Annotated in this window: 16 protein-coding genes; 8 read left to right on the plus strand and 8 right to left on the minus strand. The window is 37.9% G+C overall.

Features of this window, described 5'->3' with window-relative positions; translation table 11 throughout:
* Positions 1-116: 116 nt before the first annotated feature.
* The 5 genes from ADICYQ_RS05795 to ADICYQ_RS28280 all read left to right on the plus strand — a co-directional run bounded on the left by ADICYQ_RS05795 (position 117) and on the right by ADICYQ_RS28280 (position 9829).
* On the plus strand, positions 117-2768 hold the full coding sequence (locus tag ADICYQ_RS05795; RefSeq protein WP_020889097.1) for a PAS domain-containing sensor histidine kinase: 2652 nt from the start codon (positions 117-119) through the stop codon (positions 2766-2768).
* An 843-nt stretch (positions 2769-3611) separates the two neighbouring features.
* A complete protein-coding gene (locus ADICYQ_RS05800) occupies positions 3612-4526 on the plus strand; it encodes a FecR family protein (protein ID WP_235114411.1) in 915 nt (304 codons plus the stop codon).
* A 176-nt stretch (positions 4527-4702) separates the two neighbouring features.
* Positions 4703-8113, plus strand: a complete 3411-nt coding sequence (locus tag ADICYQ_RS05805; protein ID WP_051160127.1) for a SusC/RagA family TonB-linked outer membrane protein — start codon at positions 4703-4705, stop codon at positions 8111-8113.
* 14 nt (positions 8114-8127) lie between these two features.
* Positions 8128-8613, plus strand: a complete 486-nt coding sequence (locus ADICYQ_RS28275) for a RagB/SusD family nutrient uptake outer membrane protein (protein WP_262485362.1) — start codon at positions 8128-8130, stop codon at positions 8611-8613.
* Positions 8614-8647: 34 nt separating this feature from the next.
* Positions 8648-9829: a RagB/SusD family nutrient uptake outer membrane protein gene (locus ADICYQ_RS28280; protein WP_020889104.1), complete on the plus strand. Its 1182-nt coding sequence runs from the start codon at positions 8648-8650 to the stop codon at positions 9827-9829.
* A 1017-nt stretch (positions 9830-10846) separates the two neighbouring features.
* On the opposite strand, the gene merA is transcribed toward ADICYQ_RS28280, so the two are convergent.
* The 4 genes from merA to ADICYQ_RS05825 are packed head-to-tail and all read right to left on the minus strand — an operon-like array spanning position 10847 to position 13530.
* Entirely contained in the window at positions 10847-12238 is a 1392-nt protein-coding gene (merA, locus tag ADICYQ_RS05815) for a mercury(II) reductase (RefSeq protein WP_316929270.1), read from the minus strand.
* Positions 12235-12486 carry a cation transporter gene (locus ADICYQ_RS28285; protein ID WP_020889107.1) on the minus strand — a complete coding sequence of 84 codons (252 nt, stop codon included), beginning with the start codon at positions 12484-12486 and terminating at the stop codon, positions 12235-12237. Before ADICYQ_RS28285 ends, merA begins: the two co-directional genes overlap by 4 nt.
* Before the next feature lie 43 nt (positions 12487-12529).
* Complete coding sequence (gene merTP / locus ADICYQ_RS05820) at positions 12530-13156, minus strand: mercuric transport protein MerTP (protein ID WP_020889108.1); 627 nt, start codon at positions 13154-13156, stop codon at positions 12530-12532.
* Entirely contained in the window at positions 13153-13530 is a 378-nt protein-coding gene (locus tag ADICYQ_RS05825; protein WP_020889109.1) for an ArsR/SmtB family transcription factor, read from the minus strand. Before ADICYQ_RS05825 ends, merTP begins: the two co-directional genes overlap by 4 nt.
* A gap of 789 nt (positions 13531-14319) precedes the next feature.
* Here ADICYQ_RS05825 and ADICYQ_RS05830 point away from each other — a divergent pair.
* The 3 genes from ADICYQ_RS05830 to ADICYQ_RS05840 all read left to right on the plus strand — a co-directional run bounded on the left by ADICYQ_RS05830 (position 14320) and on the right by ADICYQ_RS05840 (position 16909).
* Complete coding sequence (locus ADICYQ_RS05830; RefSeq protein ID WP_020889111.1) at positions 14320-14655, plus strand: ArsR/SmtB family transcription factor; 336 nt, start codon at positions 14320-14322, stop codon at positions 14653-14655.
* A gap of 128 nt (positions 14656-14783) precedes the next feature.
* Complete coding sequence (locus tag ADICYQ_RS05835; RefSeq protein ID WP_081652302.1) at positions 14784-15554, plus strand: arsenate reductase/protein-tyrosine-phosphatase family protein; 771 nt, start codon at positions 14784-14786, stop codon at positions 15552-15554.
* An 11-nt stretch (positions 15555-15565) separates the two neighbouring features.
* Complete coding sequence (locus ADICYQ_RS05840; RefSeq protein ID WP_020889114.1) at positions 15566-16909, plus strand: cytochrome c biogenesis protein CcdA; 1344 nt, start codon at positions 15566-15568, stop codon at positions 16907-16909.
* Between the two features lie 438 nt (positions 16910-17347).
* Here ADICYQ_RS05840 and ADICYQ_RS05845 read toward each other — a convergent pair whose 3' ends face one another.
* From ADICYQ_RS05845 to ADICYQ_RS05860, 4 genes are all read right to left on the minus strand, one after another.
* Positions 17348-18760, minus strand: a complete 1413-nt coding sequence (locus ADICYQ_RS05845; protein WP_020889115.1) for a sulfatase family protein — start codon at positions 18758-18760, stop codon at positions 17348-17350.
* Between the two features lie 186 nt (positions 18761-18946).
* On the minus strand, positions 18947-19618 hold the full coding sequence (locus ADICYQ_RS05850) for a phospholipase D-like domain-containing protein (protein WP_051160128.1): 672 nt from the start codon (positions 19616-19618) through the stop codon (positions 18947-18949).
* 303 nt (positions 19619-19921) lie between these two features.
* Entirely contained in the window at positions 19922-20632 is a 711-nt protein-coding gene (locus tag ADICYQ_RS05855; RefSeq protein ID WP_020889117.1) for a hypothetical protein, read from the minus strand.
* A gap of 2 nt (positions 20633-20634) precedes the next feature.
* Positions 20635-24450, minus strand: a complete 3816-nt coding sequence (locus ADICYQ_RS05860; RefSeq protein ID WP_020889118.1) for a DEAD/DEAH box helicase — start codon at positions 24448-24450, stop codon at positions 20635-20637.
* Positions 24451-24877 lie beyond the last annotated feature (427 nt).

Genomic DNA, 24877 nt, shown 5'->3' on the forward strand with positions numbered 1-24877 from the left:
ACTAAATCGGTTTTCATAAAGGTTATCATTAACTTAACCCTTCTATCTTGTATTATTTAACCTAATAATTTGTGGGTTTTACTATAAATTAAATATTTATTTAAACTGATTTTTATATGCAAGCTTCTAATGAACAATTAGGTTTAAAAGCTGCGAATGACATTCCTGCAAGATTGGCCTATTGGGACAAAAATGAGGTATGCCGATTTGCCAATGCAGCCTATTTAGAATGGTTCGGGAAAACCCAAGAGGATATAGTAAACAAGACGTCCATAAAGGAATTGCTGGGACCACTTTATGAAAAAAACCTGCCATCCATAAGAGAAGTGCTTAAAGGGAAATCACAGCATTTTGAAAGTAAAACAGTAGGAGTTAACGGTGAAGAAACTTATTCAAAAACGACCTATACGCCAGACATCCACAATGGAATCGTTAATGGATTTACCGCTCTTATAACCGACATTACAGATTACAAGCATTTAGAAATTTTACTGGGGAAATCGGAAAAACGATTTCGAGACATTCTACTGTCTGCACCAGAAGCTGGTGTAATATTTAATTCTTCAGGAAAGATTCAACTGGTAAATCAAAAGACCGAAGACATATTTGGCTTCTCAAAATCAGAGATGGTCGGAAAAGAAATAGCCTTTTTAATTCCTGATGAGGGAGGCACCGAAATCAAAATTCAAATTGATAAATATTTTGATGCTGTCGCCACTGATCCACTGGACAAAAACCTGAAATTGTATGGTAAAAGGAAAAACGGTGAAAAGTTTAGAGTAGAAGTAAGCCTAAGCCAAACCCAATCAGAGGATGGAATTCTTGTAATGGCTGCCATTAGAGACATTACCGAAAGGGTAAAGATGGAAACAGAATTGGCAGAAAGCTACAAGCGAAATAGCATATTTATTCAACAAGCGCCCAATGCCATTGCTATGTTTGATAAACAAATGCGCTATATGGCGGCATCTCAACAATGGATTGAAGATTATGGTTTACAAGGGAAAGAGATAATTGGTCAATCTCATTATGACATTTTCCCTGAAATTGGAGAGGAATGGAAACAAAAGCACCAACGCTGCTTAAAAGGCGAAATAAATAAATGCGCTGAAGCACCCTTTGATCGGGCTGATGGCTCCAGGCAATGGATAGCATGGGATGTCCGTCCATGGTATGTATCAGAAGACAACATAGGCGGTCTGCTTATGTATACCGCAGACGTTACGGCTATAAAAGAGAAGGAACAAGAGAAACAGCGGATTGAGGAAATTTTAGAGAAAACCAATACCATTGCTCGAATTGGAACCTGGGAGATGAATTTGAACCAGGGAAAAATACTATGGAGTAGAATAACCCGGGAGATCCATGAAGCAGCTGATGATTTCGAGCCTGACCTGGCAACAGGTATAAATTTTTATAAGGAAGGAAAAACCCGGGACTTAATATCAAAAGCGGTTTCAGAAGCAATAGAAAAAGGCATCCCCTTTGATTTGGAACTAGAACTGGTCACTGCAAAAGGCAATACAGTGTGGGTTCGTTCCATAGGCCAATCGGCCTTTGTCAACGGGAAATGCCAACGCGTCTATGGTATCTTTCAAGACATCAGTTCAATCAAAAACGCCGAAATAGATTTAAACCGAGCCAATGAGGAATTAAAAGTCATCCTTAATTCTGATTCAGTCTCCATCATTGGAACTGACACATCAGGCTTGATTACACATTTCAACTGTGGTGCAGAAAAAATGCTTCAATATTCTGGATCAGAAATGATAGGAAAGGAATCACCAGCAAGTATTCATGTTTCAGAAGAAGTGGCAAAGCTTGGAGAAGAATTGTCTACTCAACTGGGCCAGCAAATAACTGGATTCGATATTTTTGTAGAATGCGCCAAAAACAAGGCATTCAATACCCGTGAATGGACTTACATTAGAAAAGATGGATCAAAACTCATCGTCCTTTTGGTGATCACACCGCTAAAGAATCCTCAAGGAGAAATTTATGGTTTCTTAGGAATAGGTACAGACATAAGTGAACGCGTAGAAAGTCAACAGAAACTAAAGGAGGCCAAGGAAAGCCTGGAGGTATTGACAGAGAAACTCACCTCTCAGAATACGCAACTCGCCAACTTTGCACACATTGCCTCTCATAACTTACGGGCTCCTGTGAGCAATCTGAATGCCCTTCTTCAATTTTATACCTCAAGCGAAGATGCAGAAATGAAAAATGCAATCATGAGCAACTTCGAGAAAGTCAGTCAGCACCTGACTACCACGCTCGACACGTTGGTAGATACGCTAAAGATTCAGGATGAAGGTTCTAAAAACATGGAAATCATGCATTTTGAGGACATTCTGGATAAAACCAAGGAAATACTGGTTGCCCATATTATGGAGTCAAAAGTTAAAATAACGGCAGATTTTTCGAAAGCACCCAAAATCACATTCAATCGCGTTTTCCTAGAAAGTATCTTTCTAAACCTGGTTGGCAATGCAATAAAGTATCGCTCTCCGGAAAGACTTCCAACCATAGAAATATTAACTGAAATTAGTTTTAACCGTCTTGTACTTACCATTACTGATAATGGTTTGGGTATAGACTTAAAGAAACACAGTAAAAACCTATTTGGTCTGCACAAGACATTTCACAAGCACGCTGAAGCAAAAGGCATAGGATTATTCCTGACAAAAAATCACGTTGAAGCTATGGGAGGAGCCATCACCGTAAGAAGTGAAGTTGGAAAAGGCACCACCTTTATCGTGAAATTCTAAGACTTCGGCTCCGCTGGCTTCGACAAGCTCAGTCACCGGAAATGTGTTACCGGCAGGCTGATCTAAGTTTAGCGAAGCATAACTTGGACCTAAAATGCAGAAAGTTTCCAAATTCATTTAAAAACCCAGCATTCCATCCACATAAATTAATTAACGAAACCTATTCAATAGGAATGGGCTTCAGCCCATTTATTTAGGCAATGCTATTTCATCCGGCTTTAGCCAAAATTTGTAGAGAAAAACGAATACCTATATACCATCAACCTAGATATGGGGCTTAATTAATCTTTTTAACCTTGAAAGGTGAAGATAGGGCTAAAGCCCCAAAACATGATAATACATTCTAATCCCCCAGCTGAAGCTGGGGGCTATTGATATTTGGATATCAAACGATTGACAAATGATTTCATCATATGTATTGATGAACGAAACTCTCTCAATAGGAAAGGGCCTCAGCCCGTTTATAAAGGCAATGCCATTTTATCAGGCTTTAGCCAAAATTTAGAGAGAAAATGGGTTTTTTATAACCATACCTTTGCCTAAATATCGGGCATGGAAACCTCAGACTTCGACAGGCTCAGCCACCGGTAAGGCCATCCCTTAGCTTGAACTTCTCCAATTGCACTCTTATTACCTTATTTAATTGGCTCCCAAAACTGGGAAGTCAAAACTGTCATACCCTATGCCCTTTTCTTCTATCAGTATTTTTTTTGAGAATTAATTTGAAAAATTACAGCATTTAAACAGCTGATAATAAACCTCTTAAATTTTATTTTAAAAATTCTTCTAAATGCATTAAGTAAATCATCCTACTTATGTTTTAAATACTAAATGCTTAATAATTTGAAGAAAGAATTAGTAATAAAATTTTTGAAGGGTGAGAGTTCACCTATTGAAGAGCAACGGATATTCCAATGGCTGGAAAATCCGGATGCATGGGAACGGTTTGAAAAATTGATGGAGGAACAATTTGAAAACCCCACCAAATCTGTTGATAACGGCACTGATTACACCCGCTTGCTGGGGAAAATTCACGAGCGAGTACTCCCTGCCACATCTGGTGACAAGCGTTCCTTTCAATTGGTTAGTTTAAAAAGTTTTAAGGTAGCCGCATCTCTGATTTTGGTCCTATTGGGCGGGTATTTTTTATCACAATCTGGTTTGAAAAGAAACGAAAAGACAATACCTCCATCCAATCCAATAAAATCCATTGAACGTATCACCGGTATCGGAGAAAAGCTAACGCTGACTATGCCGGATGGGACGAGAATAATTGTTAATTCAGAATCTGCCATACAATTCAATTCAGATTATGGGCGTATAGATCGAGTCGTAGCATTGAATGGAGAAGCTTATTTTGACGTAGTTCCGGATTCCTTGAAGCCATTTAAAGTTGAGGCCAATGGGGCCACTACCCTTGCCTTGGGTACGGCATTTAATATTTCAACAAAGAACACCGGACACCAGGTTGCTTTGACTGAAGGCAGAGTGAAAGTAGAAGTAGGGAAGAATACAGTCCACCTGACTCCAGGCCAAATGGCGGTTTGGGACCCTGCCAAACAGGCCACTGAAATACAGATTCAAGATTTTAATGTAGAAAAAGTCACCGCATGGAAAGACGGTAGGCTCGCTTTTGAGAGAGAGTCCCTTGGTCGAATAATCGAAGACTTAGAAATTTGGTACGGGGTCACATTTAAAATAGACCCAAATTTGGATATAACACAGCGGATATCAGGCAGCTTTGAAAACAAAATTTAAAAACATACTCACCGGATTAAGCTTTTCCACAGCTTTTTCCTTTGAACTAAATGGAAAAAAAGTACACCTAACCAAACGCCTATGAACTAGCAAAAAAAAGGGTAATCGCTCTGTCGCCAAATGAATGCATTTACCCTGAATGATTTTAAGCATTACACCTAAAAACTACAAAAATTATGAGAACAAAATTACTTTACCTTCTAAAAATGGTATCGAAAAACGTATTGTATGGACTGATAATTCAGTTCCTTCTTATGTCTACGTTAATGGCAACTGAAATCAGTGCTCAGATTAAACCGATAGATCAAACCTTTGTCCGATTGGCAAAGACAGAAGGCCAACTTCTTGAAATTTTCAAGGATATTGAGTCCAGAACGGATTACAGATTTGTATATCCCGCGGAAATAATTGAGGATAAATCCCAAATTACCGTTAAAACGCGACGACAATCGGTTAATGATATTTTGGTGGATGTCGGAACGGCTGCCAACTTACGGTTCAAGCAAGTGGATAATGCCATATATGTCGCAAAGCTTGAAAAGGCAGTTGATGAAGGGAAAATCGAAATTTCCATTGAAATGGCAGCAATCAGTGGTAAAGTAACCGATGAGAATGGAGAACCCATTCCAGGGGCGACGATTTTGATCGAAGGCAAAAACACTGGTACCGCAACAGACATTGACGGTCGGTACCAAATCGATGTATCAGAGGGAGATGTACTTGTTTTTTCCTTCATCGGTTATAACAGCCAAAGAATAGTTGTAGGAAATCAGCAGACAATCGATATCGTGTTATTGGAAGATACTTCCTCACTGGATGAGGTAGTAGTGATAGGCTATGGAACCCAGAAAAAAGTAAATTTAACTGGAGCTGTGTCTACGATTAATGTAGGGAAAGAAGCAGAGACTCGGCCAATTACTTCCCTATCTGCGGGTCTTTCAGGTTTGGCTGCGGGCTTACATGTAAATCAAGGTAGCGGTCGTCCGGGAAATGATGGCGCTACACTTAGGATACGTGGACAAGGCACGCTTAACAATGCCAATCCATTGGTGATAATTGATGGCGCTATTGGCAATATGAATCACCTTAATCCTCAGGATGTTGAAAGCATATCCGTTTTGAAAGATGCGGCTTCTGCTGCTATTTATGGATCGAGAGCGGCAAATGGCGTTATTCTAATAACTACAAAGCAAGGATCATCTGGAGAATTCAAGGTTAATTACAATACTTTTTTCTCGTCAGCACAGCCATCCAATGTAGTAGAGACTGTTTCGAACTATGCCAATTACATGGAACTGATAAACGAAGGGTTTAGCAATTCCGACCCAAATGCAAATCCTATTTTTTCTCAGGAGAAAATAAATGAATGGCGCAATAATGAGGGTGGTGATCCATTGAAATACCCAAACACGCAATGGGTCGATGAGGTTTTTCAGAAAAACATCGTCCAGAACCACAACCTTTCATTCTCAGGAGGTAGTGAAACAATTAAGTTTTTTGGGTCTTTTGGTTATTTAGACAATCCAGGGATCATTGAGCGGTCAGGATATGAAAGATATACCGCCAGGATAAACCTGGAGGCGGAATTAAAGCCATGGTTGACTTTAGGTACGCAACTAAATGGAGTCGTAGCGAATACCGACATCGGCACGAATCAAATAAATTCCGTTTTCACTTATGCGGGAGCAAGTACTCCAGGGATGATACTTCGTTCTCCGGATGGACGTTATGGAGGGCCAAACAATCCAGAAGATGATCCTCAATCAAATAACGTTTTGCATAATCTCAACAGTCAAATGGGAGACATCAAACACAACAAGCTGAGTTCTCGATTTTACGGGAAATTACGACCTATTAAAGGCCTGAGTGTTGAAGGATCGTTTAACTATACCTTAGACGACTACATGGAGTATGCACAGCCGGTATTTAATAATAGATGGGATTTTTACACGAATACCATTTCACGAAATGCGGTAGGCAGAACCTCTGTGAGGTATGAGAACACGAAAGATTACAATTATTTTATGGATGGGCTAGTCCGATATGATGGTGAAGCAGCAGGTAAATTAACCTACAATCTGATGGCTGGGGCTAGTCAGGAATACTATAAAAACGCATGGTTTCAAGCAAGCAAATTTGATTTAATAGACCCTGCTTTGAGTGTACTGGATGCCGCTACCTTAGATGCTGCTGCCAATGGCAATGCATCTGATTGGTCGATGCGGTCCTTCTTTGGTAGAATGAACCTTGGATGGGATGATAAATATTTATTCGAAGCCAATATACGACGAGACGGAACTTCCAGGTTCGCAAAAGGCTCCAGAAGATGGGGTGTCTTCCCTTCATTTTCCGCAGGGTGGAGAATCTCTGAAGAAGATTTCTTCAATGCATCCTGGCTTCCTAATCTAAAAGTCAGGGCTTCCTATGGTTCATTGGGAAACAACGCTGTGGGTAACTACGAGTATCAAGCGGTTTATGATGCGGCAAATTATGTACTGAATAATAGCCTGTATGTAGGTTTTGCCCAGACGGCATTATCAAATGCGGCACTCACTTGGGAAAGCACCTATATATCAAACATTGGTTTAGATTTTGATTTGTTTGATTTTAAGTTTGGAGGCTCTATTGAGGCGTTCGACAAGGTCACGAAAAACATCTTAATCGATTTGCCTGCTCCTTTAGTGGTAGGAAATGCCAGTATTCCAAAACAGAATGCTGCCGAAGTCCAAAACCGAGGTATAGAACTCAATTTAAATTACCGTGACCAAGTCGGAGAATTTGAATACAGAATTGGAGGTAACTTCACATTTGTGGATAACCGCGTCACTCGCTACAAAGGCGATGAGCGTACCATCAGCGGGAGTAACCTAATTCAGGAGGGCTACGCCATCAATACCCAATACATTTTAAAAACAAATAGACTGATTCAAACGCAGGCAGACCTTGATTTGGTTTCGCAGATGATCGCAGACGCGCCAATTGATCCAAGTACTGGCAATCAAAGAAACCCATTTGCGGCATACGGAACACCCACATTAGGTGATTTCTTATATGAAGACACCAATGCTGACGGCCTGATTAATGACGAAGACCGAGTGGCCGTGGGTCATGGGACTGCCCCACGTGTTTCCTACGGCATTAACCTTGGATTTAACTGGAAGGGATTTGACTTTTCGGCCTTACTTCAGGGAACTTCAGGACTACAATCCATATGGAACGACCTTTACCATACCACAGGAGTAAGATGGGGATACCAGGTGAATCAGGAGATCGCAGAGGAAAGATGGTATGAAGGAAGAACTGATGCTACTTACCCAAGGTTATTGAACTATGTAGACACAAGAAATCTGCGTGCAAGTGATTTCTGGTTACAAAACAAAGCGTATATGCGTTTGAAGAATGTTCAGCTTGGCTATACTATTCCTAGAGAGGTAACCCAGAGGTTTAAGATTGAGACTTTCAGGGTTTACGGTAGCCTAGAAAATTACCTAACATTTACTCAATATAAAGGGTTTGATCCTGAAGTAAGTGGAACGCAGTATCCAACGCTAAAACAGGCATTGTTAGGACTTAATATATCATTTTAAAAATTCAGAAGAAGATGAAAAATATATGGATTTTACTTTCGGCAATGATCTTGGGCGGGTGTTACGAAATGGATACCCAGCCATACGATAAGGTAAGCGCAGGAAGCTTTTGGAGCACCGAAGAGCATGCCTTGCAGGGTGTATTGGGGGTTTATGCCGACATGAAGGACGCCAATCTTTTTGGATTGTACAATATGTTTGATAATGCCTCTGACATTGGAGTAGGTTATGATGGTCAAGGCCTTGGCGACATTATTAATGGCAATTTTACCGATCGGTCTGGAACAATAGTGAATAGATGGAGACGTGGGTTTGATGGAATCCAAAGGGCAAACACGGTCATTAGAAATGTTAATGAGATGGAAATCTCAGAAGAGGTCCAATCGACAGTGATTGGGGAAGCTAAATTTCTAAGGGCATATTTTTATTTCCATCTTTTAAACCTATTCGGTGGAGTACCAATTTATGATGAAAGTATCGATTTAAACCAGGGATTTTAATCAACTGGTTTCCCCCCGAAGTAGTGAAGATGAGGTGCGTGCCTTTATAATTGATGATCTCAATGATGCAATCAACCGCTTACCTGTATCTTATCCGACAGAATATTATGGTCGCGCCACAAAAGGTGCTGCTACTGCTCTTAGGGGTAAGGTGTATTTATTCAATCAAGAATGGGAAAAGGCGGTTGAAGACTTTGAGGACGTCGTATATAATACCAGAAACAACTATGCTTATTCACTACATTCAAGTTATTCTGAATTGTTTAAGCCAGAAGGCCATTCCAGTGACGAGATGATTTTTGCTATCCAAAATAAAGGAGGGGTAGGCTTTGATTACGGTATGCCTTTAGCATTTTATCTTGGTACAAGATCTACTTTTGGGTCATGCTGGAACAATGGTATGCCAAGTACAACTCTAGCGGATATGTATGAGAATCTAGATGGTTCTCCTTTTAGTTGGGAAGATCATTTCCCCGGGTTTGAATCAGACAATTCAGTTAAGGAATCTGTTTTTCTTGCTACTCATAACTCAGGAGAATTTACCTCTTTGCCTGACACGACTAAATTGGGGGAAATTTATAGAAACCGTGATCCTCGACTGATGCAGAGTTTAGTAGTACCTTATTCCTGGCAGCTTGGTTGGAATGCAAATCAACCTAGGAATATGCAACTCGTTATCGCCACTGGTGTCAATGAGAACTTTGGACAAATAAGAAACAATAGAGGATGGCAAACCTACGTCTGGCGAAAATTTGTCCCAGAAGGAAACATGAACGGTGATCTTACCAATCGTGCGCATACACCTATTAATTTTCCTATGATTAGGTTGGCAGATGTGATGCTGATGCTAGCTGAAGCATACAATGAAACCAATGCCACGGTTAAAGCAATCACTGAGATTAACAAAGTACGGGAGCGATCTGGAATGCCAGGTTTAAACTCCGGGCATCCATCTCTTGTTGTATCCAGCTCAGATGAAGTGAAAGATCGGATAATTCATGAAAGAGCCGTTGAATTGGCAGGTGAAGGGCATCGGTATTTTGACCTTAAGCGTTGGGGCTTATTGAATCAATACACTGATGGTGTTATAGAGAAGGGAATCACTGGATCCAACCTTGTTACCAGAGGATTTCAAGATCGGCATGTAATTTGGCCAATTCCAGCACAGGAAATTGAAATCAACTCAACCTTGACCCAAAATCCTGGTTGGGAATAATTAATAAATAAACATAGATTTTACACCCGGCATGCCTTAACCATAGGCAATAATGCCGGGTGTTTTTATTTTTAATCTGGTCTAAGTATAGCGAAGCGTAACTTGGACCTAGAATGCTTAAAGTTTTCAAATTCATTTAAAAACCCAGCATTCCATCCAAATAAATTGATTAACAAAACCTATTCAATAGGAATGGGCTTCAGCCCATTTATTTAGGCGATACCATTTCATCCGGCTTTAGCCGAAATTTTGACAGAAAAACGAATACCTATTTAATATACCATCAACCTAGATATAGGGCTTAATTAATCTTTTTAACCTTGAAAGGTTAAGATTGGGCTAAAGCCCCAAGACATGATAATACATTCTAATCCCCCAGCTGAAGCTGGGGGCTATTGAAATATGATTATCAAACGATTGACAAATAAATTCATCACCTGTATTGATGAACGAAACTCCCTCAATAGGAACGGGCTTCAGCCCTTTATTAAGGCCATGTTCCATTTCTTGGCTTTAGCCGAAATTTAGAAAACAAAAGGGTTTATTATCATTATTCCTTTGCCCAAATATCGGGCATGGAAACCTCAGTCTTCGACTCCGATCTGGTCTAAGTATAGCGAAGCGTAACTTGGACCTAGAATGCTGAAAGTTTTCAACTTTCGTTAAATAGCCTAGCTTTCCATCCACATAAATGGACTGATAAAACCAATTCAATAGGAATGGGCAATGCCATTTCATCCGGCTTTAGCCGAAACTCAGGGAGAAAATGGTCGTTAATAATTATGGCTTTACCTAAAAATCGGGTCTGGAAACCTAAGACTTCGGCTCCGCTCAGTCACCGGTAATGTGTTTTCGTTTTGGCTAAAGCCCCTAGAATAGACAATCCAATTCAATCAATAGATTGAAGAGCTATTGCCAATTTCGGGTTTAATAGCGTTATGCTTACTCACTGCTTCCAGCCATACTTTTAATAAGGTAATAACTAGCCAATGAAACCGAATGTCTCATTGGATTGGATTAACTGGCACAGCAACTTAATTTCGATACGTCTTTTCCAAAAGTTATCGCTGCTAATTTGATCCCTTCTCCCAAAGTCAGGTAAGGGTAAAAACTGTCCGCTAAATCTTTCACGGTAATCCCGTATTTGATGGCCATACTCAATTGTTGAATCAATTCCCCACCTTCGGGAGCGACTATCCTTGCGCCAATCAATTTATCAGTTTGGGTATTGCGAATGAGTTTGATAAACCCCTTGGTGTCATTCGCTGCTATGGCTCTTGGTACGTCTTTGAGCTCCAATTTAGAAACTTCAAATGGAATGCTGTTAGCTTTGGCCTGAGCTTCGTCCATACCCGCACCTGCCACCTGTGGATCGGTAAATACCACCCAAGGCAAGGAAGAATAATCTGCTTTATTCTCTGCTCCTGTGAAAGCGTTTTCAACGGCAATTTTTCCTTCAAAGGCCGCGGTATAGACAAATGTGGGCGTATTGGCTACGTCTCCTGCTGCATAGATGTTGGATAGATTGGTTTCCATTTTTTCATTTACTGCGATATGTCCATTTTTAGTCAGTTCCAAACCAATATTGGCTAACCCTAATTGACTTGTATGGGGGTTGGTTCCTGTTGCAATTACAACCTTTCCTTTTTCTACAATTTTAGTAAATGAACCGTCAGGACATTTGCAATGTATTGTGGTTACATTTCCTTGTTTTTCAAACTTTATCGCTCTGAAATTGGGCAACATTTCAATGCCTTCTTTTCGTATTTGGCTTTCCAATGCTTCGCTGATATCTGGAGTTTGTGTTCGCAATACTCTGTCGGTAAATTCTATAACACGAACTTTCACCCCTAATCGATTGTAAGCCATTGCAATTTCTAAACCAATATAACCTCCTCCCATGATGGTCAGACTTACTGGTTTCTCTTCCAAGTCGAAAAGGGAAACATTGGTCAAATAGTCGATTTTGTCCAATCCTTCAATATTAGGAATGTTGGTAGTAGCGCCTGTGGCAATTAAAAATTTGATTGCTTTGTACCTTTCCCCATTCACTTCAATGGTTTGGTTGTCTATGAACCTTGCCCAACCTTTTAACATGGTCAGGTTTTTAAAATCGCTCACCACATCCAAATATTTTTTCTCTTGCAGTGTAGCAACCAATTTTTTCTTGTCCTTAATGACTTGAGCAAAATCAATATCAACTCCTTTCGGCCGAATGCCTTCAAAGTTAGAATGGTTAGCGTGATAAGCCGTTTCGCCTGCACGAATTAGATTTTTGGAAGGCACACAGCCCACATTTACGCACGTACCTCCAAAGTCCAAACCATCATTTACCATTAAAGTTGAAAGTCCTAAACTTTCAGCTTTTATAGCTGCTGCAAAGGCTGCCGAACCACCACCGATAATTATGAGGTCAAATTTGGTATTTTATTTTTTCCACTTTTTACTCGATAGTTATTAGTGCTATTGACAGTAGTGATTATTTCTTGCCTACTTGTTTTTGAAGGGTCAAAGGTGCATTCACAAGTGCCATTTGGATAATTCACATTGGCTTTTTTTACACCTTCATTTGCAGTAAGTAGTTTTTCAATGCCTGTGGCACATGGGTCGCAGGTCATGCCCGTTATGTCGAGGTTTATTACTTCATTATTCATCATGTAATTATTTAATTAAATACTTAAATACAAGGCGCAAAAAAAACTATTTCTTGCCGACCACTTTATAACCTGTGCCATTGATAGCTTCTTCAATTTGGGTTAAGCTCACTTTAGATTTATCAAATTCTACTTTGGCAATGGCTTCTTCATAAACTGCATCTACGTTTAAAACACCTGGTAGCCTGTTAACATCATTTTCTACATGCGAAGCACAACCATTGCAAGTCATACCTTTTACCTCAAAAGTTACCGTTTGAATGTCTGAGGCATTGACAATTACAACTTCCTTGTTGTCATTTAAAGGATAGAAAATATGTGCATAGCTTGGAAAAGTGAGCATTAAAGCTGCAAACACAGTTACAATTCCTAAAAATATTTTGGTTTGCATAAAAGGATTTTTCTCATCTTCTTCGCCTGCGGAACAGGTAGTTTCGCAATCGCATTGAATTTCTTCGGCGGTTCGTGGTTTGAGTTTCTGATACCAAGCAAAACCCAATACCAAAACGGTAATGCCAATAAGATAAGGTCTTGCTGGTTCCATCCACGAAAATGTAGACGCTACACCTGATGCTCCTGAAATCAGAGCCAATACAGGTGTTATGCAGCAAAGTGACGCAGTTACCGCGGAAAGCACTCCAGCTCCAGCAAGGCCGTTGTCTCCTTTTTTCATATTGTTACCCTTTTTGAGTTAATGATAATGTGTTTAAAAAATGGTTGAAGTAAAGGCAGTTGCTCTTGTCTTAAAGAATAGAAAATAGTTTGTCCTTCTCTTCTTCCTTCAATTACATTTTTGTCTTTTAGTTTTCTGAGATGTTGAGAAACGGCGGGGATACTCATTCCGAGAATGTCTGAAAGGTCGCAAGGGCAAAGTTCTTTTTCTTCTTCTAAAAGAAATAAGATTTTCAACCTCACTTCGTTTCCTGCCAAGGCCAATAGCCCACTCAATTGACTGAATGCCTTGTCGTTTGTTTGAAGCATTTCCCGACAATTATCTATTTGCACCTTGTCTGCAAAAACTCTGATACACGATTGGTTGTTTTCCATAGTTTTTCTGTTTTCGGACTAATAACGCAACACAATCAAGAATAGTTTTCTTATTTAAGCAAATGCTTAAATAAGTTTTAAGTACACCTTTATTTTTTTCGACTTGGGAGATTCAGCTCATTATTTTTTTCAGCGTTGGGTCTGGAAACCTATGGCTTCGACAAGCTCAGCCACCGGACTTCGGCTCCGCTCAGTTACCGGTAATGTATTTTCGTTTGGGCTAAAGCCCCAAGACATGATAATACATTCTAATCCCCCAGCTGAAGCTGGGGGCTATTGAAATATGATTATCAAACGATTGACAAATAAATTCATCATCTGTATTGATGAACGAAACTCCCTCAATAGGAACGGGCTTCAGCCCTTTATTAAGGCCATGTTCCATTTCTTGGCTTTAGCCGAAATTTAGAAAACAAAAGGGTTTATTATCATTATTCCTTTGCCCAAATATCGGGCATGGAAACCTCAGGCTTCGACTCCGCTCAGCCACCGGTAAGGCCATCCCTCAGCTGAAGCAGGGGGTTTTTGATTCCAGAATCAATAGCTTTGATAATTGAAGGGAATAAACCTTTTGGGGATTAACTATTTTTTTGATAAACCCACCTCAATAGGAATGGGCTTCAGCCAATTTACCAAGGTAATAACCATTTCACCCGGCTTTAGCCAAAAACAAATTACCACAAAAACATACCCCAATTATTAACCCTTTGAAAACCAACTATTTTTTTGGATCAAAGTATTGCATGACTAATATTCTAATCGTAATATTGCAATGAAACATTTAATAAAATGGGCTTAACCAAATCAGATTTATTTTCTACGGAACAAAACGAGCTGGCACTAGTGGCAAAGGCATTTGCTCACCCTGCCCGAGTAGCAATCATTCATTTCTTGCTTAAAACAAACGCCTGTGTAAATGGTGACTTGGTGCAGGAACTTGGCTTGGCTCAACCTACGGTTAGTCAGCACCTCAGAGAACTGAAAGACATAGGCATCATCCAGGGAACCATTGAAGGACCAAGGGTAAGCTATTGCATTAATCCTGTGAAATGGAATGAAATCAAAGTTATGTTTAACGACATCTTTGATCAGTTTAAAGACCCATCATTAGGGAGTTGTTGCTAAAAAAATTTACCGAACACATCGTTATATTGCAATGATACAACGAACCTAGGATTAGAAAGCATAGTAAAATTTAAGGAAGTTATAAAGAATTAAAAATCAGCACCATCCAACCAAACCAATAAAACAAAATGAAAAGAAGCATCTTCTCCATTTCCATTGCAATGCTTTTGCTTGCTGGTTGCTCGCAAAACCCAAAAGAACAATCAGCAAATGAAACAAACAATGCCCCTAATGTCATAGAAGCTGAAAAGGTTAACGCATCAAAAAATGAAAATATCAAAATGTATCCAGAGCTATCAAATTACATCGAATTAGCAGTTGCTGGCATAGAGGCCATTCCCCAGGACCGCAAAAACCAATTGAAGAAAATTGCCTTGTTTGTCCAAACCAAAAAGCAATCTAATGAGGCTGCAAACCTAACTTTCATTTGCACCCACAATAGCCGAAGAAGTCATATGAGTCAAATTTGGGCCAGCACCGCCGCCAATTACTACGGCGTAGCGGATGGGGTAAATACTTTCTCTGGGGGTACTGAAGCCACAGCTTTTAACCCAAGAGCCGTTGCAGCCATGGAACGAGCGGGTTTTAAAGTAGACAATCCAGGCGGAGATAATCCTCATTATCAGGTGACATTTGCCGATAATGGTACTTCTTTGGAATGTTATTCTAAAATATACGACGATCCCTCCAATGCCAACGAGAATTTTGCAGCAGTGATGACTTGCTCAGAGGCGGATAAAAATTGTCCTTTTATTCCTGGAGCCACTTTAAGAGTTCCCATTCCTTATGAGGATCCTAAAATCGCAGATGACACCGATCAGGAAGCTTCTAAGTATGACGAAAGGTGCATGCAAATAGCAACAGAAATGTTCTACCTCATGTCTCAAGTCAAAGCTTAAGGTCAGCAACAATGAAAAAATCCCTGATCCTTTTAACACTTACTTTGACAATTACACAAGTGCAAGCCCAATCCGTCTTTGACCAATTGAATGGATGGGTTGGTTCCCAATTGGCTGAAAGCACGGGTTTCGGTGCCTATTTCTTCTTGTTCATGGGCGGTGTATTGGCCAGTCTTTTGCCTTGCGTATATCCTGTTTATCCTCTCACAGTAAGTTTCTTAAGAAATAAAAAAAGCAAGCTGGGTAAGTTTGCCCATCCCTTAACCTATTATTTTGGTCTGGCGGCAATCTATTTTATTTTCGGACTTATCGCTTCCGCTACTGGTGGCGCATTCAATGATATCTTGAGATTGCCATTGGCCAATCTATCCATTGGTTTATTATTAATAATCCTGGCATTGGCAACTGTTGATTATTTACACTTGCCTTTTTTTGGTGGGCAGTTGGACAGCAAGCAGGAAGGTCTGAGTGGAACACTTCTTATGGGTGCTGGTGCAGGCCTACTTTCTTCCGCTTGTGTAGGCCCTATAGTCGTCAGCATTTTGGTGGCAATAGCTTCCAACGTTGAGGGGGTCACTATTGGCCTGGCTGCTACAGCCGCTTTCAAGATGATGCTTTTTGGTTTTGGTGTCGGCGTTCCGGTTTTACTCTTGGGCGTATTTGGCCTGGCCCTTCCTAAAAGCGGCAAATGGATGCTTTATGTACAATGGGTTTTTGCCGTCCTGATTGGCTATTTTGCTTACGGCTACCTAATCAAAGGATTCAATGGATTGGGTTTAACAGATTCTGTAGGCACCTACATTTTCATAGGATCGGTGTTGGTGTTTTTAGCTGCCTTCAATTTGCAAAAGGCTGATAAAAGCAATCAGCTTAAGACAAAGGCAGCACTTTATACCCTCACAGGCGTGATTGGCTTTTTTATTATCGGAGCAAACACGCTTTCTTCAGGAAACATCCCTATATCGCAAAGTCAAGCAGCAGGAGTGGCAACAAGTCCAAATATTGAGCAAAAAGGAGCGCTCAGCTGGTACCTGAACAAGGAAGTTGCCTACCAAAAAGCTGCCGAAACAGGGAAACTCGTTTTTGTAGATTTCCATGGAGACTGGTGTACCAATTGCAAAGCTTTTCAAAAAAACACCCAAGAGGACAAGGCATTGAACACTTCATTGCAAAATGCCATATTGTACAAAGTATATGACACCTCCCCTGAATTTGAAAAATACCGCAACGACCCTCGCTTTCCTGAATTAAAGGTGGGTATTCCTTTTTTCATCATTACAGATGCTTCAGGTAATGTGATCTACAAAACAAACGATTATACCAAAACAGATGAAATGCAATTGTTCCTCAATTGAACCAGAAACAAGGTTAAAAGCATACCTATTTAAACCCTAAATATGCAATAAACCTTCTATTGCGAGATGGAATCTCCTCAATAGGAATGGGCTTTAGCCCATTTATAAAAGCCATACCATTTCTCCCGGCTTTAGCCGAAATCTAGAGGACAGAAGGGTTTAATAATAATAATAGCTTAACCCATGGTTTGGATCTGGAAACCTTTGGCTTCGAAAGGCTCAGCCACCGGTAGATACGCTGGTCTAAGTTTAGCGAAGCGTAACTTAGACCTAAAATGCAGAAAGTTTTCAACTTTCATTAAAAACATCACCGTTTACACCATCGTATTAATACTTCAGAAGTTCCCTTGTTTGGCATCGCTGACTTCGACAGGCTCAGCCACCGGTAACTAATACCTCCATTAAAAGCCATTCCCCCACTAGTTAATTGTTAAAGACTTAAGGTTTATCTATTTCCATTATAGGCATGGAATTGTACCAAGAAACTACTTTTTGAGCCAATTCGTTGGCGATTTCGGGGTGCACATTTACCAGATTGCGGTTCTCCTGAGGATCATTAACAATAGCATATAGTTCTTTCCTTCCTCCGTCGTAATCGCATAAAAGTTTCCATTCTCCTTCACGTACAGCCAGGTCTGGAAGGTTTTCGAATCCGTAATAATTCTTCCTATCTGGCGGCCGGCTATAGAAGATCGGAGATTTGCGGGAAGTATTGGAATCCCCAAGGATGGTTCCTATTAGGTTTTCACCATCTGACACCCCATTTCCAGAGGCTTTTGCTCCTGCAAACTCAAGCAAAGAAGGTTTTAAATCAATAGCAGAAAAAACCGATTTGCCATTTCGTTTCCCTTTTGCTTCCTCATTTATAAAAGTGGACCCCCAAACAATCAGAGAAGAACGAATTCCCCCCTCATACAAATGAGTTTTATAGCCTTTCAAATCTCCGGCACTCCCAGCGCCAAGTTCCGGACCATTGTCAGAACAAAACAAGATCAGCGTATTGTCACGCAATGCTTCATTGCTCTGAATGTAATCGAATAATTTACCAAATTGCTTGTCCATTTCCTCCAGAACAGCATGGTACAAATCCCTTTTATTGGCTTCTTTTGTAAGGCCATATTCTTTGAATGAAGGCCAAAATGGACTGTGCACATCATCTGGCCAGACATTAACATAGAATGGTTTTTCCTCCTTTTGTGCTTTATCCATAAAGCCAATTGCGGCATCTATAAATCCCGTGGTGATCTCAGACCGCTGCATCCAGGTAACAGGCTCTCCAAGAATTTCGGCCTTTTCCCAAATCTTTCCCACTTTACCCGTTTCATCCATCGTAAGGGGCAACAATTTTGCTCCCATACCTTCAAAATTCGTCAGTGATTCGTCAAATCCATATTCGGTGATTACCGGAGCCTCAGTGACATCCCTTTGTCCTCCCATGTGCCATTTTCCAAAATGACCAGTGGCATAGCCTGCCTGCTTTAGCTCTCTTGCCAGCATCGGCGCTGAGGGATCCAGCCAATTGGCAATACCCCGTTCAGCATTGACTGCTCGGTACGCAAGGTAAGAGGTAATGTTCCACCTTTGTGGGTAGGTGCCTGTAGAAATTGCTACCCGGGAGGGCGAACAAATTGGAGAATTTACGTAGAATTGATCGAAGCGAATTCCTTCCGAAGCCAGTTGATCAATATTAGGTGTTTGTGCATCCCTATTTCCAAAACTGGACAAATCCCCATAACCCATATCATCAATGAAAATTAGAATGATATTCGGTTTTTTGTCCGTTTTTGGCGTTGAGCACCCCCACAAAAAAGACAATAAAATAATGGTAAACAGATAAGGTGTTTTTTTCATCAGAGAGCTTTCAAATTGCATAGTGAAATAAATAGGGGTCCAGGTATCAGACCTATAAAAATCAATTATTCAGGCCTTCGTCAGCTATTTCCCTATGTCAAATTAAGGATTTCGGAGATGGAATCCACCTACGAACAAATCAGCACTTAATCCGCATGATTTATGCCAGATTGTTATAGGTAGTACTTATTTCAAAGCATTAAACGCTTTCATATATCTATTTTTGCCCAATACTGTACTTCTTAAAATTGCCGTGCCATCTTCATATAGTTCATTTTTTTCAATTTTAACAGTCTCCCTAACGGCGTTACAAAAGGGTGCATACTTCTTTAATGAACTCTTTGTCGTAATCCTTGAAATTTCGTTAAACAATTTACCATTTGAATAGTCAGAATACTGCTCTAAATCACCTTGAATGGAACTATTATTTTCCGATAGTTTAATCATAAGCATAACTTGCTTTATAACTTCTTCATAATTTTCCTTTTCATCCTCTCTGTTAATTTTGACTCCTATTTCAAAATTATTTATTTGAGAGTATTCATAAAAATTCATAGATGTTAATATGCAATACTTTTCATTTAGATAAACCTTTGCATGTAGATTCTGTACTTCAACTAAATGAATATTTGAAAATGATTTTAGCCATATTTCCTCATTAGTCTTCAATTCATTTTTCCTATAAACGAAATAACAGTTATCAATCTTTGGAAGATGCATTGATAACTTTGACTTAATTCTTTCAGTTATTTTCAAATATGGAGAAACAAAAATCAAGGAACGAAAGGACTCTTGTATTAGGTTCTCAATTGCGTGGGAGATCTCAATAGTCCCCATTATATTTTTCACTTTACTCACTTAATGAAGATTTTATTTAAATATTTTTATTTTTTTACGATTGTTGATTGTATTACCTACAACGGCTCGTGTATGGTGTCGTAGCGGATTACGTGAGATTTACCTTTCAAAACAGAATCGAAATACGGGCGAGTGATGAACTCTAAAATGCCCACAAAACCCGCTATGCACTTTACATATTGTTATGCCCTGTGTTTATTCTTCAATCTGTCTCACAGTGAGTTGGCAAGGCTTACTCTTTTGCAATTTTTGGTCTAAGCGTTGGCTTGTGCGAATTGCAAATGTGTATGGCTTATGCGTCGGCTATTTAAGTAAAATTCCTAAAAGTAATCCAATAGTAATGACAGCTATAATTATTTGAATTGTTTTACTTTTCTTTATTTCTTCCCTATTAGTATTTATTTCAGTTTCTGTCTTCTGATTAATTTCATTTTGCTTTGTTGCTATTATTTCTGTTTTTTCTTTAACAGCATTCTCGATATCTATTATCTTTTCATTTAAAGACTTATGATTTAACGAAATCGCATTGTTTATTCTATTTATATTCTCATTTAAGGACAATTCACGTTCATTAATTTTTTCAACTGCCGTATTCGTAAAAATTTCAATATTTTCCCTATTTACAGCATTTATGTCGGATAATTTCTCAGAATACTCTTCAATTTGTTTAATTAGTTTAGTATGTGTTTTAGAGGTTTCTTCTACGAAATTATTTGACAATCCATCAAACAATTTTAAAAACTCATCCGAATGTTTTTCGGTGTTTTTAATAATGGTTTTAATAGCTAATGAGAGGGAATCTATGACTTTATCGGCATCTTCCTTTTTATTTTCATAATCATTTTCAACACCTTGCCTAAATGAATTCACAGCTAAAATAAATGATTCTATTTCATTTATTGTTCTTTTAGCATTCTCAGCATTAGTTGAAGTAATTTGATTTATGTTTTTCAGCTTATTCAGTTCAGATACAAGCACTTCAAATTCTTTCTGTATTTCTATGGTATTTTCCATTATTATGATATTTTATCTAAAAGTTCTTTTAATTTATATGATGTCCTATTAACCATTAATTCAGAGGTTAATGTATCCATTAAGGGCTTTATTTCAGAATTAAAATCTAATACTTTTTCATTGAATAGTATTATGAGACTCTTAACGTCTTCCCAAGTATCAATCCTTAACATTCTTCTGAAGCCTGTACGGTATAGACTTATTGCCTGTTGAACAAGCGGTTTGTCGTTTGCACTTTCTATTGTGTCTTGTTCTTTTAATTCGAGAGCTAATAAACTAAACGCGGTCAATAAATCTATACTTGCATTATCAACCATATTAATGCGCAGATTATCACAAGCCCCTCTTAAATGCTTTGCATTATCTATTTGACCACCTAATCCGTCTGGTGGCTCATCAATATACTCAATGTATTTTTTTACTATTTCACAATTTTCAATTGTCCCTTTTTCCGTATCTTTAGGTAAATAATCATTTCTTGCATATTTAGATGTAAAATATCTAATCATTCGGTCTCTAAATTCTCGTTCGCCTTCAGATAAAAACACGTCACATAATTCTTTCATATAATCTATTGAGCGTTTCCTTTTGTCAGAAATCTCGCTGTCAATAAATTCTACAAGAACATAAAGAACTTTTTTTAATATTGTTTCTTCGCTGATATCTTTAATCTTATTCAGCCATTTCTTTGTAGTTTCTATTCCTAAGTATCGCCTTAAATACCCTTTGAAATTATCTTTATATTCTTTATTCGTTTTTGCTTTAAACCTAACCTCTATAAAACCTCCTACATAATCAATAACATAGTCATCAATTATACCCACTATATTCATTCTGTATATTGCTCTTTGAGTGTCAGAAGAATTTCTTATTCGTGAGTAATTATCTTTGAGAAAATTTGTTGTGTCAGAATTTGGATTAAACTCATTTGGAGCACTGCCATACTTTTGAATTTGAAATTTATAATATTGATACCTTATGTTATCAATAAAATCGTGTTCATCAGTACTGAAATTATACCCTGCTCTTATAATTCTTTCTTCAAAGTCATCATAGCCAACACCCTTAATAATTTCATTAATTTTGGAGATAATACCATTTGTAAATCCAACTTTCAAATAGTACTGTCCACTTTTTCCGCTTTCTATTAACGTTTTAATTCCGTCAGTTGATTTGGTATTAAACCATTCTAAATAATTTGCACTTGGACATTTCTGTTTTAATAACTCTCGTGAGTATTTTAAAATTATTTTTGCTTTATCTACATTAAAGTTTTGTGTCGCATTCTCATAACTTATTAGATTTCTATTTAAATCAAGAAGTCCAATTTTTATTCTTTCATCCACCTTTTGTTTCCAAGGACCATTAATATAGATATATCTTTCATTCCAAAGATTTACAGAATGTACATCAGGGAATTTATCTTGAATTTCTCTTTTTAATACATTTAGAAAAAAACCATCTTCATATTCAACTTCATCAAGTAATTCATTTATTATTTCTCTTTCTCGTGATACACCTTTAAAAGCATTTTTGTAAAAGTCATAATTAGTTTCGATATCGTTTGGATGATAGATAATTGAACAAACAGAAGGATTTCCATCCCTTCCTGCTCTACCAGCTTCTTGGTAGAAGCTTTCTACAGAATTTGGCAAAGAATAATGAATTGAATAGCGAATGTTAGGTTTATCAATACCCATTCCAAATGCCTTTGTAGCAATCATTAAATTTGATTCATTTCGTAAAAATTGTTCTTGATTTTTTACTGATAAATCTGCTTCTGTTTCAATTGTTTTGTCTTTAACTGTATCGTCATCTCCACTGCCGAAAAATGTAGTTATATTTAAAAAAGACAATTCTTTTAATCCTGTACCATCATAAAATATTGTTGGTGGCTCTGTATTGAAATCTTTTCTAATTTCTTTTCCATTCTTTAAATACAATACTCCATTTGGTAGTTTATTTGATTTAGTTGGGCAAAAAATAACTCCTGCATTATTAAATTGTCCATTTTGTGAAGAATAGAAATCATTTTTAGAATTCAGATAACCATATTTTTTTTCAAGTTGATTAATTTTTAAAGGTAGGTCTTTTAAAAAGTTTTTAATTTTAGGGTACTTCAAATTACCTAAACTATTTTCTCTATTAAAATATTTCTGCCCATCTTCAATTTCATAATCAATTGGAAGAATGCTGAAATTCAACTCCTTTCTGTCAATAGCTTCGGCAGGCAAACTAATAATCGCCTCTTCTTTAAGGTTTAATTCTCTTTGCACATCAGCCAAAACATCGAAAGAAGCCGTTGCCGTAAGTCCAAAAATTGTTAAGCTATTTTCTTTGGGCAAGCAATGCTTTCTTAAATTTTGTGCAAGATTAAGATATACGTGCCGAAAATCGTGTCCCCATTCTGAAACACAATGAGCTTCATCAATAACAGCATAACTGTAGTAAACATTTTCATTTTTGCAACTTGCTAATGCTACTCTGAATTTTTCGATTTGGAAGCGTTCGGGTGATACAAATAATATTAAGTATTGACTGTCGGTAAGGTTTTGGATGTTACTTTCTCTTTCTTCTTTTGTATTGAAAGAATTTATATATGCTGTTTTTGAAATCCCATTTTCAATCAATTTATCAAATTGGTCTTTCATTAAAGAATTAATTGGGTCAACTACAATTGTTACTCCTGGATGTAACAATGCACAAATTTGAAAAGTTAACGATTTACCACCTCCTGTTGGTAAAAGACCAATAACATCCTTTCCTACTATAGCTCTATTAATGATCGCTTCCTGCCCAGCTCTGAATTTAGTTTTTCTGAATATGTTGTTTAGGAAATAGATTAAAGCACTTTCTTGCTTTTTTGTTTTGTATTCAAATCTTTGAGATTGCCTTTTAATTCCATTTTCCTCAACTTCTTCTTCAATAACTTTTCCTATTTGTCTATAGTTAATACGTCTGTCAGTGAGAACATTGATGTTGATTGGGTTTGTTTTTTCATCAACAAAAGATTTAATACAGACACCTTCTGTACTGCTTAAATTAGCAGAAATCACTATGTTATTACTGTGATCTTCTTTGATTAGGGATATTTGAATTTCTTCTTTACTGATTAACTTGTTTAAATTTTCAAATACATCATTTAAATCCTCAATTATTAATTCTTCTTCATCTGTACATATTCCCTTAATTGTAAATGATGTTTCAACAGGATTTGACATTAACATCAAAAGAATACTTCGTTGAATTTGAGAGAATTCGATTAGTTTTTTTAGGCAATTATATACTTTATAATTATGTAACCCATATTCACTTGCTTTTTCTGGACTTAAAGACGAAAAATTCTTTATAACATCATTTAGATTGTGATAACTTGCGTTATTTGAATCACTTATTTCGGCTCTTAATACTGGTTTTGAAAAGTTAAAATTATTTACTGATTCTTGAAAACATTCTTTTAGAAGATAATTACTAATTTTAATAGATGCTCTTGTAGAATCTCCCCTTGTAATGATATTCCAAGCAACTTTTAATAGAGGACTTACTTTATCGAAATCAATAAATTTTGGCGCATTCAATAACTCAAAACAAGTGTTTTTCGAGTAGAATTCCTTTACAGTTTCTTTATCTGAATGTTGTATCAGGAACTCATTTAATTCATCTATGTAGTATCCGCCTTTTAATGTCATAATTAGTTGTTGTTTTTGTAAGCGTTGGCAAGAAATAGCTCTTTTGGTTTTTTCAGGGTTGATTTTTGTGTGATGGCAAAAACCAAATGTGCTATTTGTGCGTTGGATTCCATATCTCCTATACTCCAAATTTATTCATTACTTAGGCACTTCTTTATATTGGGCACAACATCTGTATATATACACATTTAGCATCAGAGTTGCGTATATACAGCCTATCTACATCCTCCTTTGCCTTCATTTCTTTGTCAAATTAAGGATTTCGGAGATGGAATCCACCTACGAACAAATAAAAACTTGTGGTTATTGAATCTTTCAGTGTAAAAAGAGGGAAATCAATTCTGCAGCTTATAAATAGATTTTAATTCAATGGTCAAATTTTAGACCTATGATGCCAATTAATTTCGCATTAACCTTTGGCTTGAGCTTAAAATTCATTTAATGACCTCTTCGGGTGAATTATTGGGCTAAAGCCCCAAAATATAATATAACATTCTAATCCCCCAGCTGAAGCTGGGGGCTATTGATATTCTGGAATCATTTCGATTGAAAATGC

The organism is Cyclobacterium qasimii M12-11B (genome assembly GCF_000427295.1).
Lineage (GTDB): Bacteria > Bacteroidota > Bacteroidia > Cytophagales > Cyclobacteriaceae > Cyclobacterium > Cyclobacterium qasimii.

Bases quoted from the DNA above. Each gene is read 5' to 3' on its own strand.
- ADICYQ_RS05840 (WP_020889114.1), top strand. From the start codon at position 15,566: ATGAAAAAATCCCTGATCCTTTTAACACTTACTTTGACAATTACACAA.
- ADICYQ_RS05830 (WP_020889111.1), top strand. From the start codon at position 14,320: ATGGGCTTAACCAAATCAGATTTATTTTCTACGGAACAAAACGAGCTG.
- ADICYQ_RS05795 (WP_020889097.1), top strand. From the start codon at position 117: ATGCAAGCTTCTAATGAACAATTAGGTTTAAAAGCTGCGAATGACATT.
- ADICYQ_RS05825 (WP_020889109.1), bottom strand. From the start codon at position 13,530: ATGGAAAACAACCAATCGTGTATCAGAGTTTTTGCAGACAAGGTGCAA.
- ADICYQ_RS28275 (WP_262485362.1), top strand. From the start codon at position 8,128: ATGAAAAATATATGGATTTTACTTTCGGCAATGATCTTGGGCGGGTGT.
- ADICYQ_RS05805 (WP_051160127.1), top strand. From the start codon at position 4,703: ATGAGAACAAAATTACTTTACCTTCTAAAAATGGTATCGAAAAACGTA.
- ADICYQ_RS05845 (WP_020889115.1), bottom strand. From the start codon at position 18,760: ATGAAAAAAACACCTTATCTGTTTACCATTATTTTATTGTCTTTTTTG.
- ADICYQ_RS05835 (WP_081652302.1), top strand. From the start codon at position 14,784: ATGAAAAGAAGCATCTTCTCCATTTCCATTGCAATGCTTTTGCTTGCT.
- ADICYQ_RS28285 (WP_020889107.1), bottom strand. From the start codon at position 12,486: ATGATGAATAATGAAGTAATAAACCTCGACATAACGGGCATGACCTGC.
- ADICYQ_RS05855 (WP_020889117.1), bottom strand. From the start codon at position 20,632: ATGGAAAATACCATAGAAATACAGAAAGAATTTGAAGTGCTTGTATCT.
- merTP (WP_020889108.1), bottom strand. From the start codon at position 13,156: ATGAAAAAAGGAGACAACGGCCTTGCTGGAGCTGGAGTGCTTTCCGCG.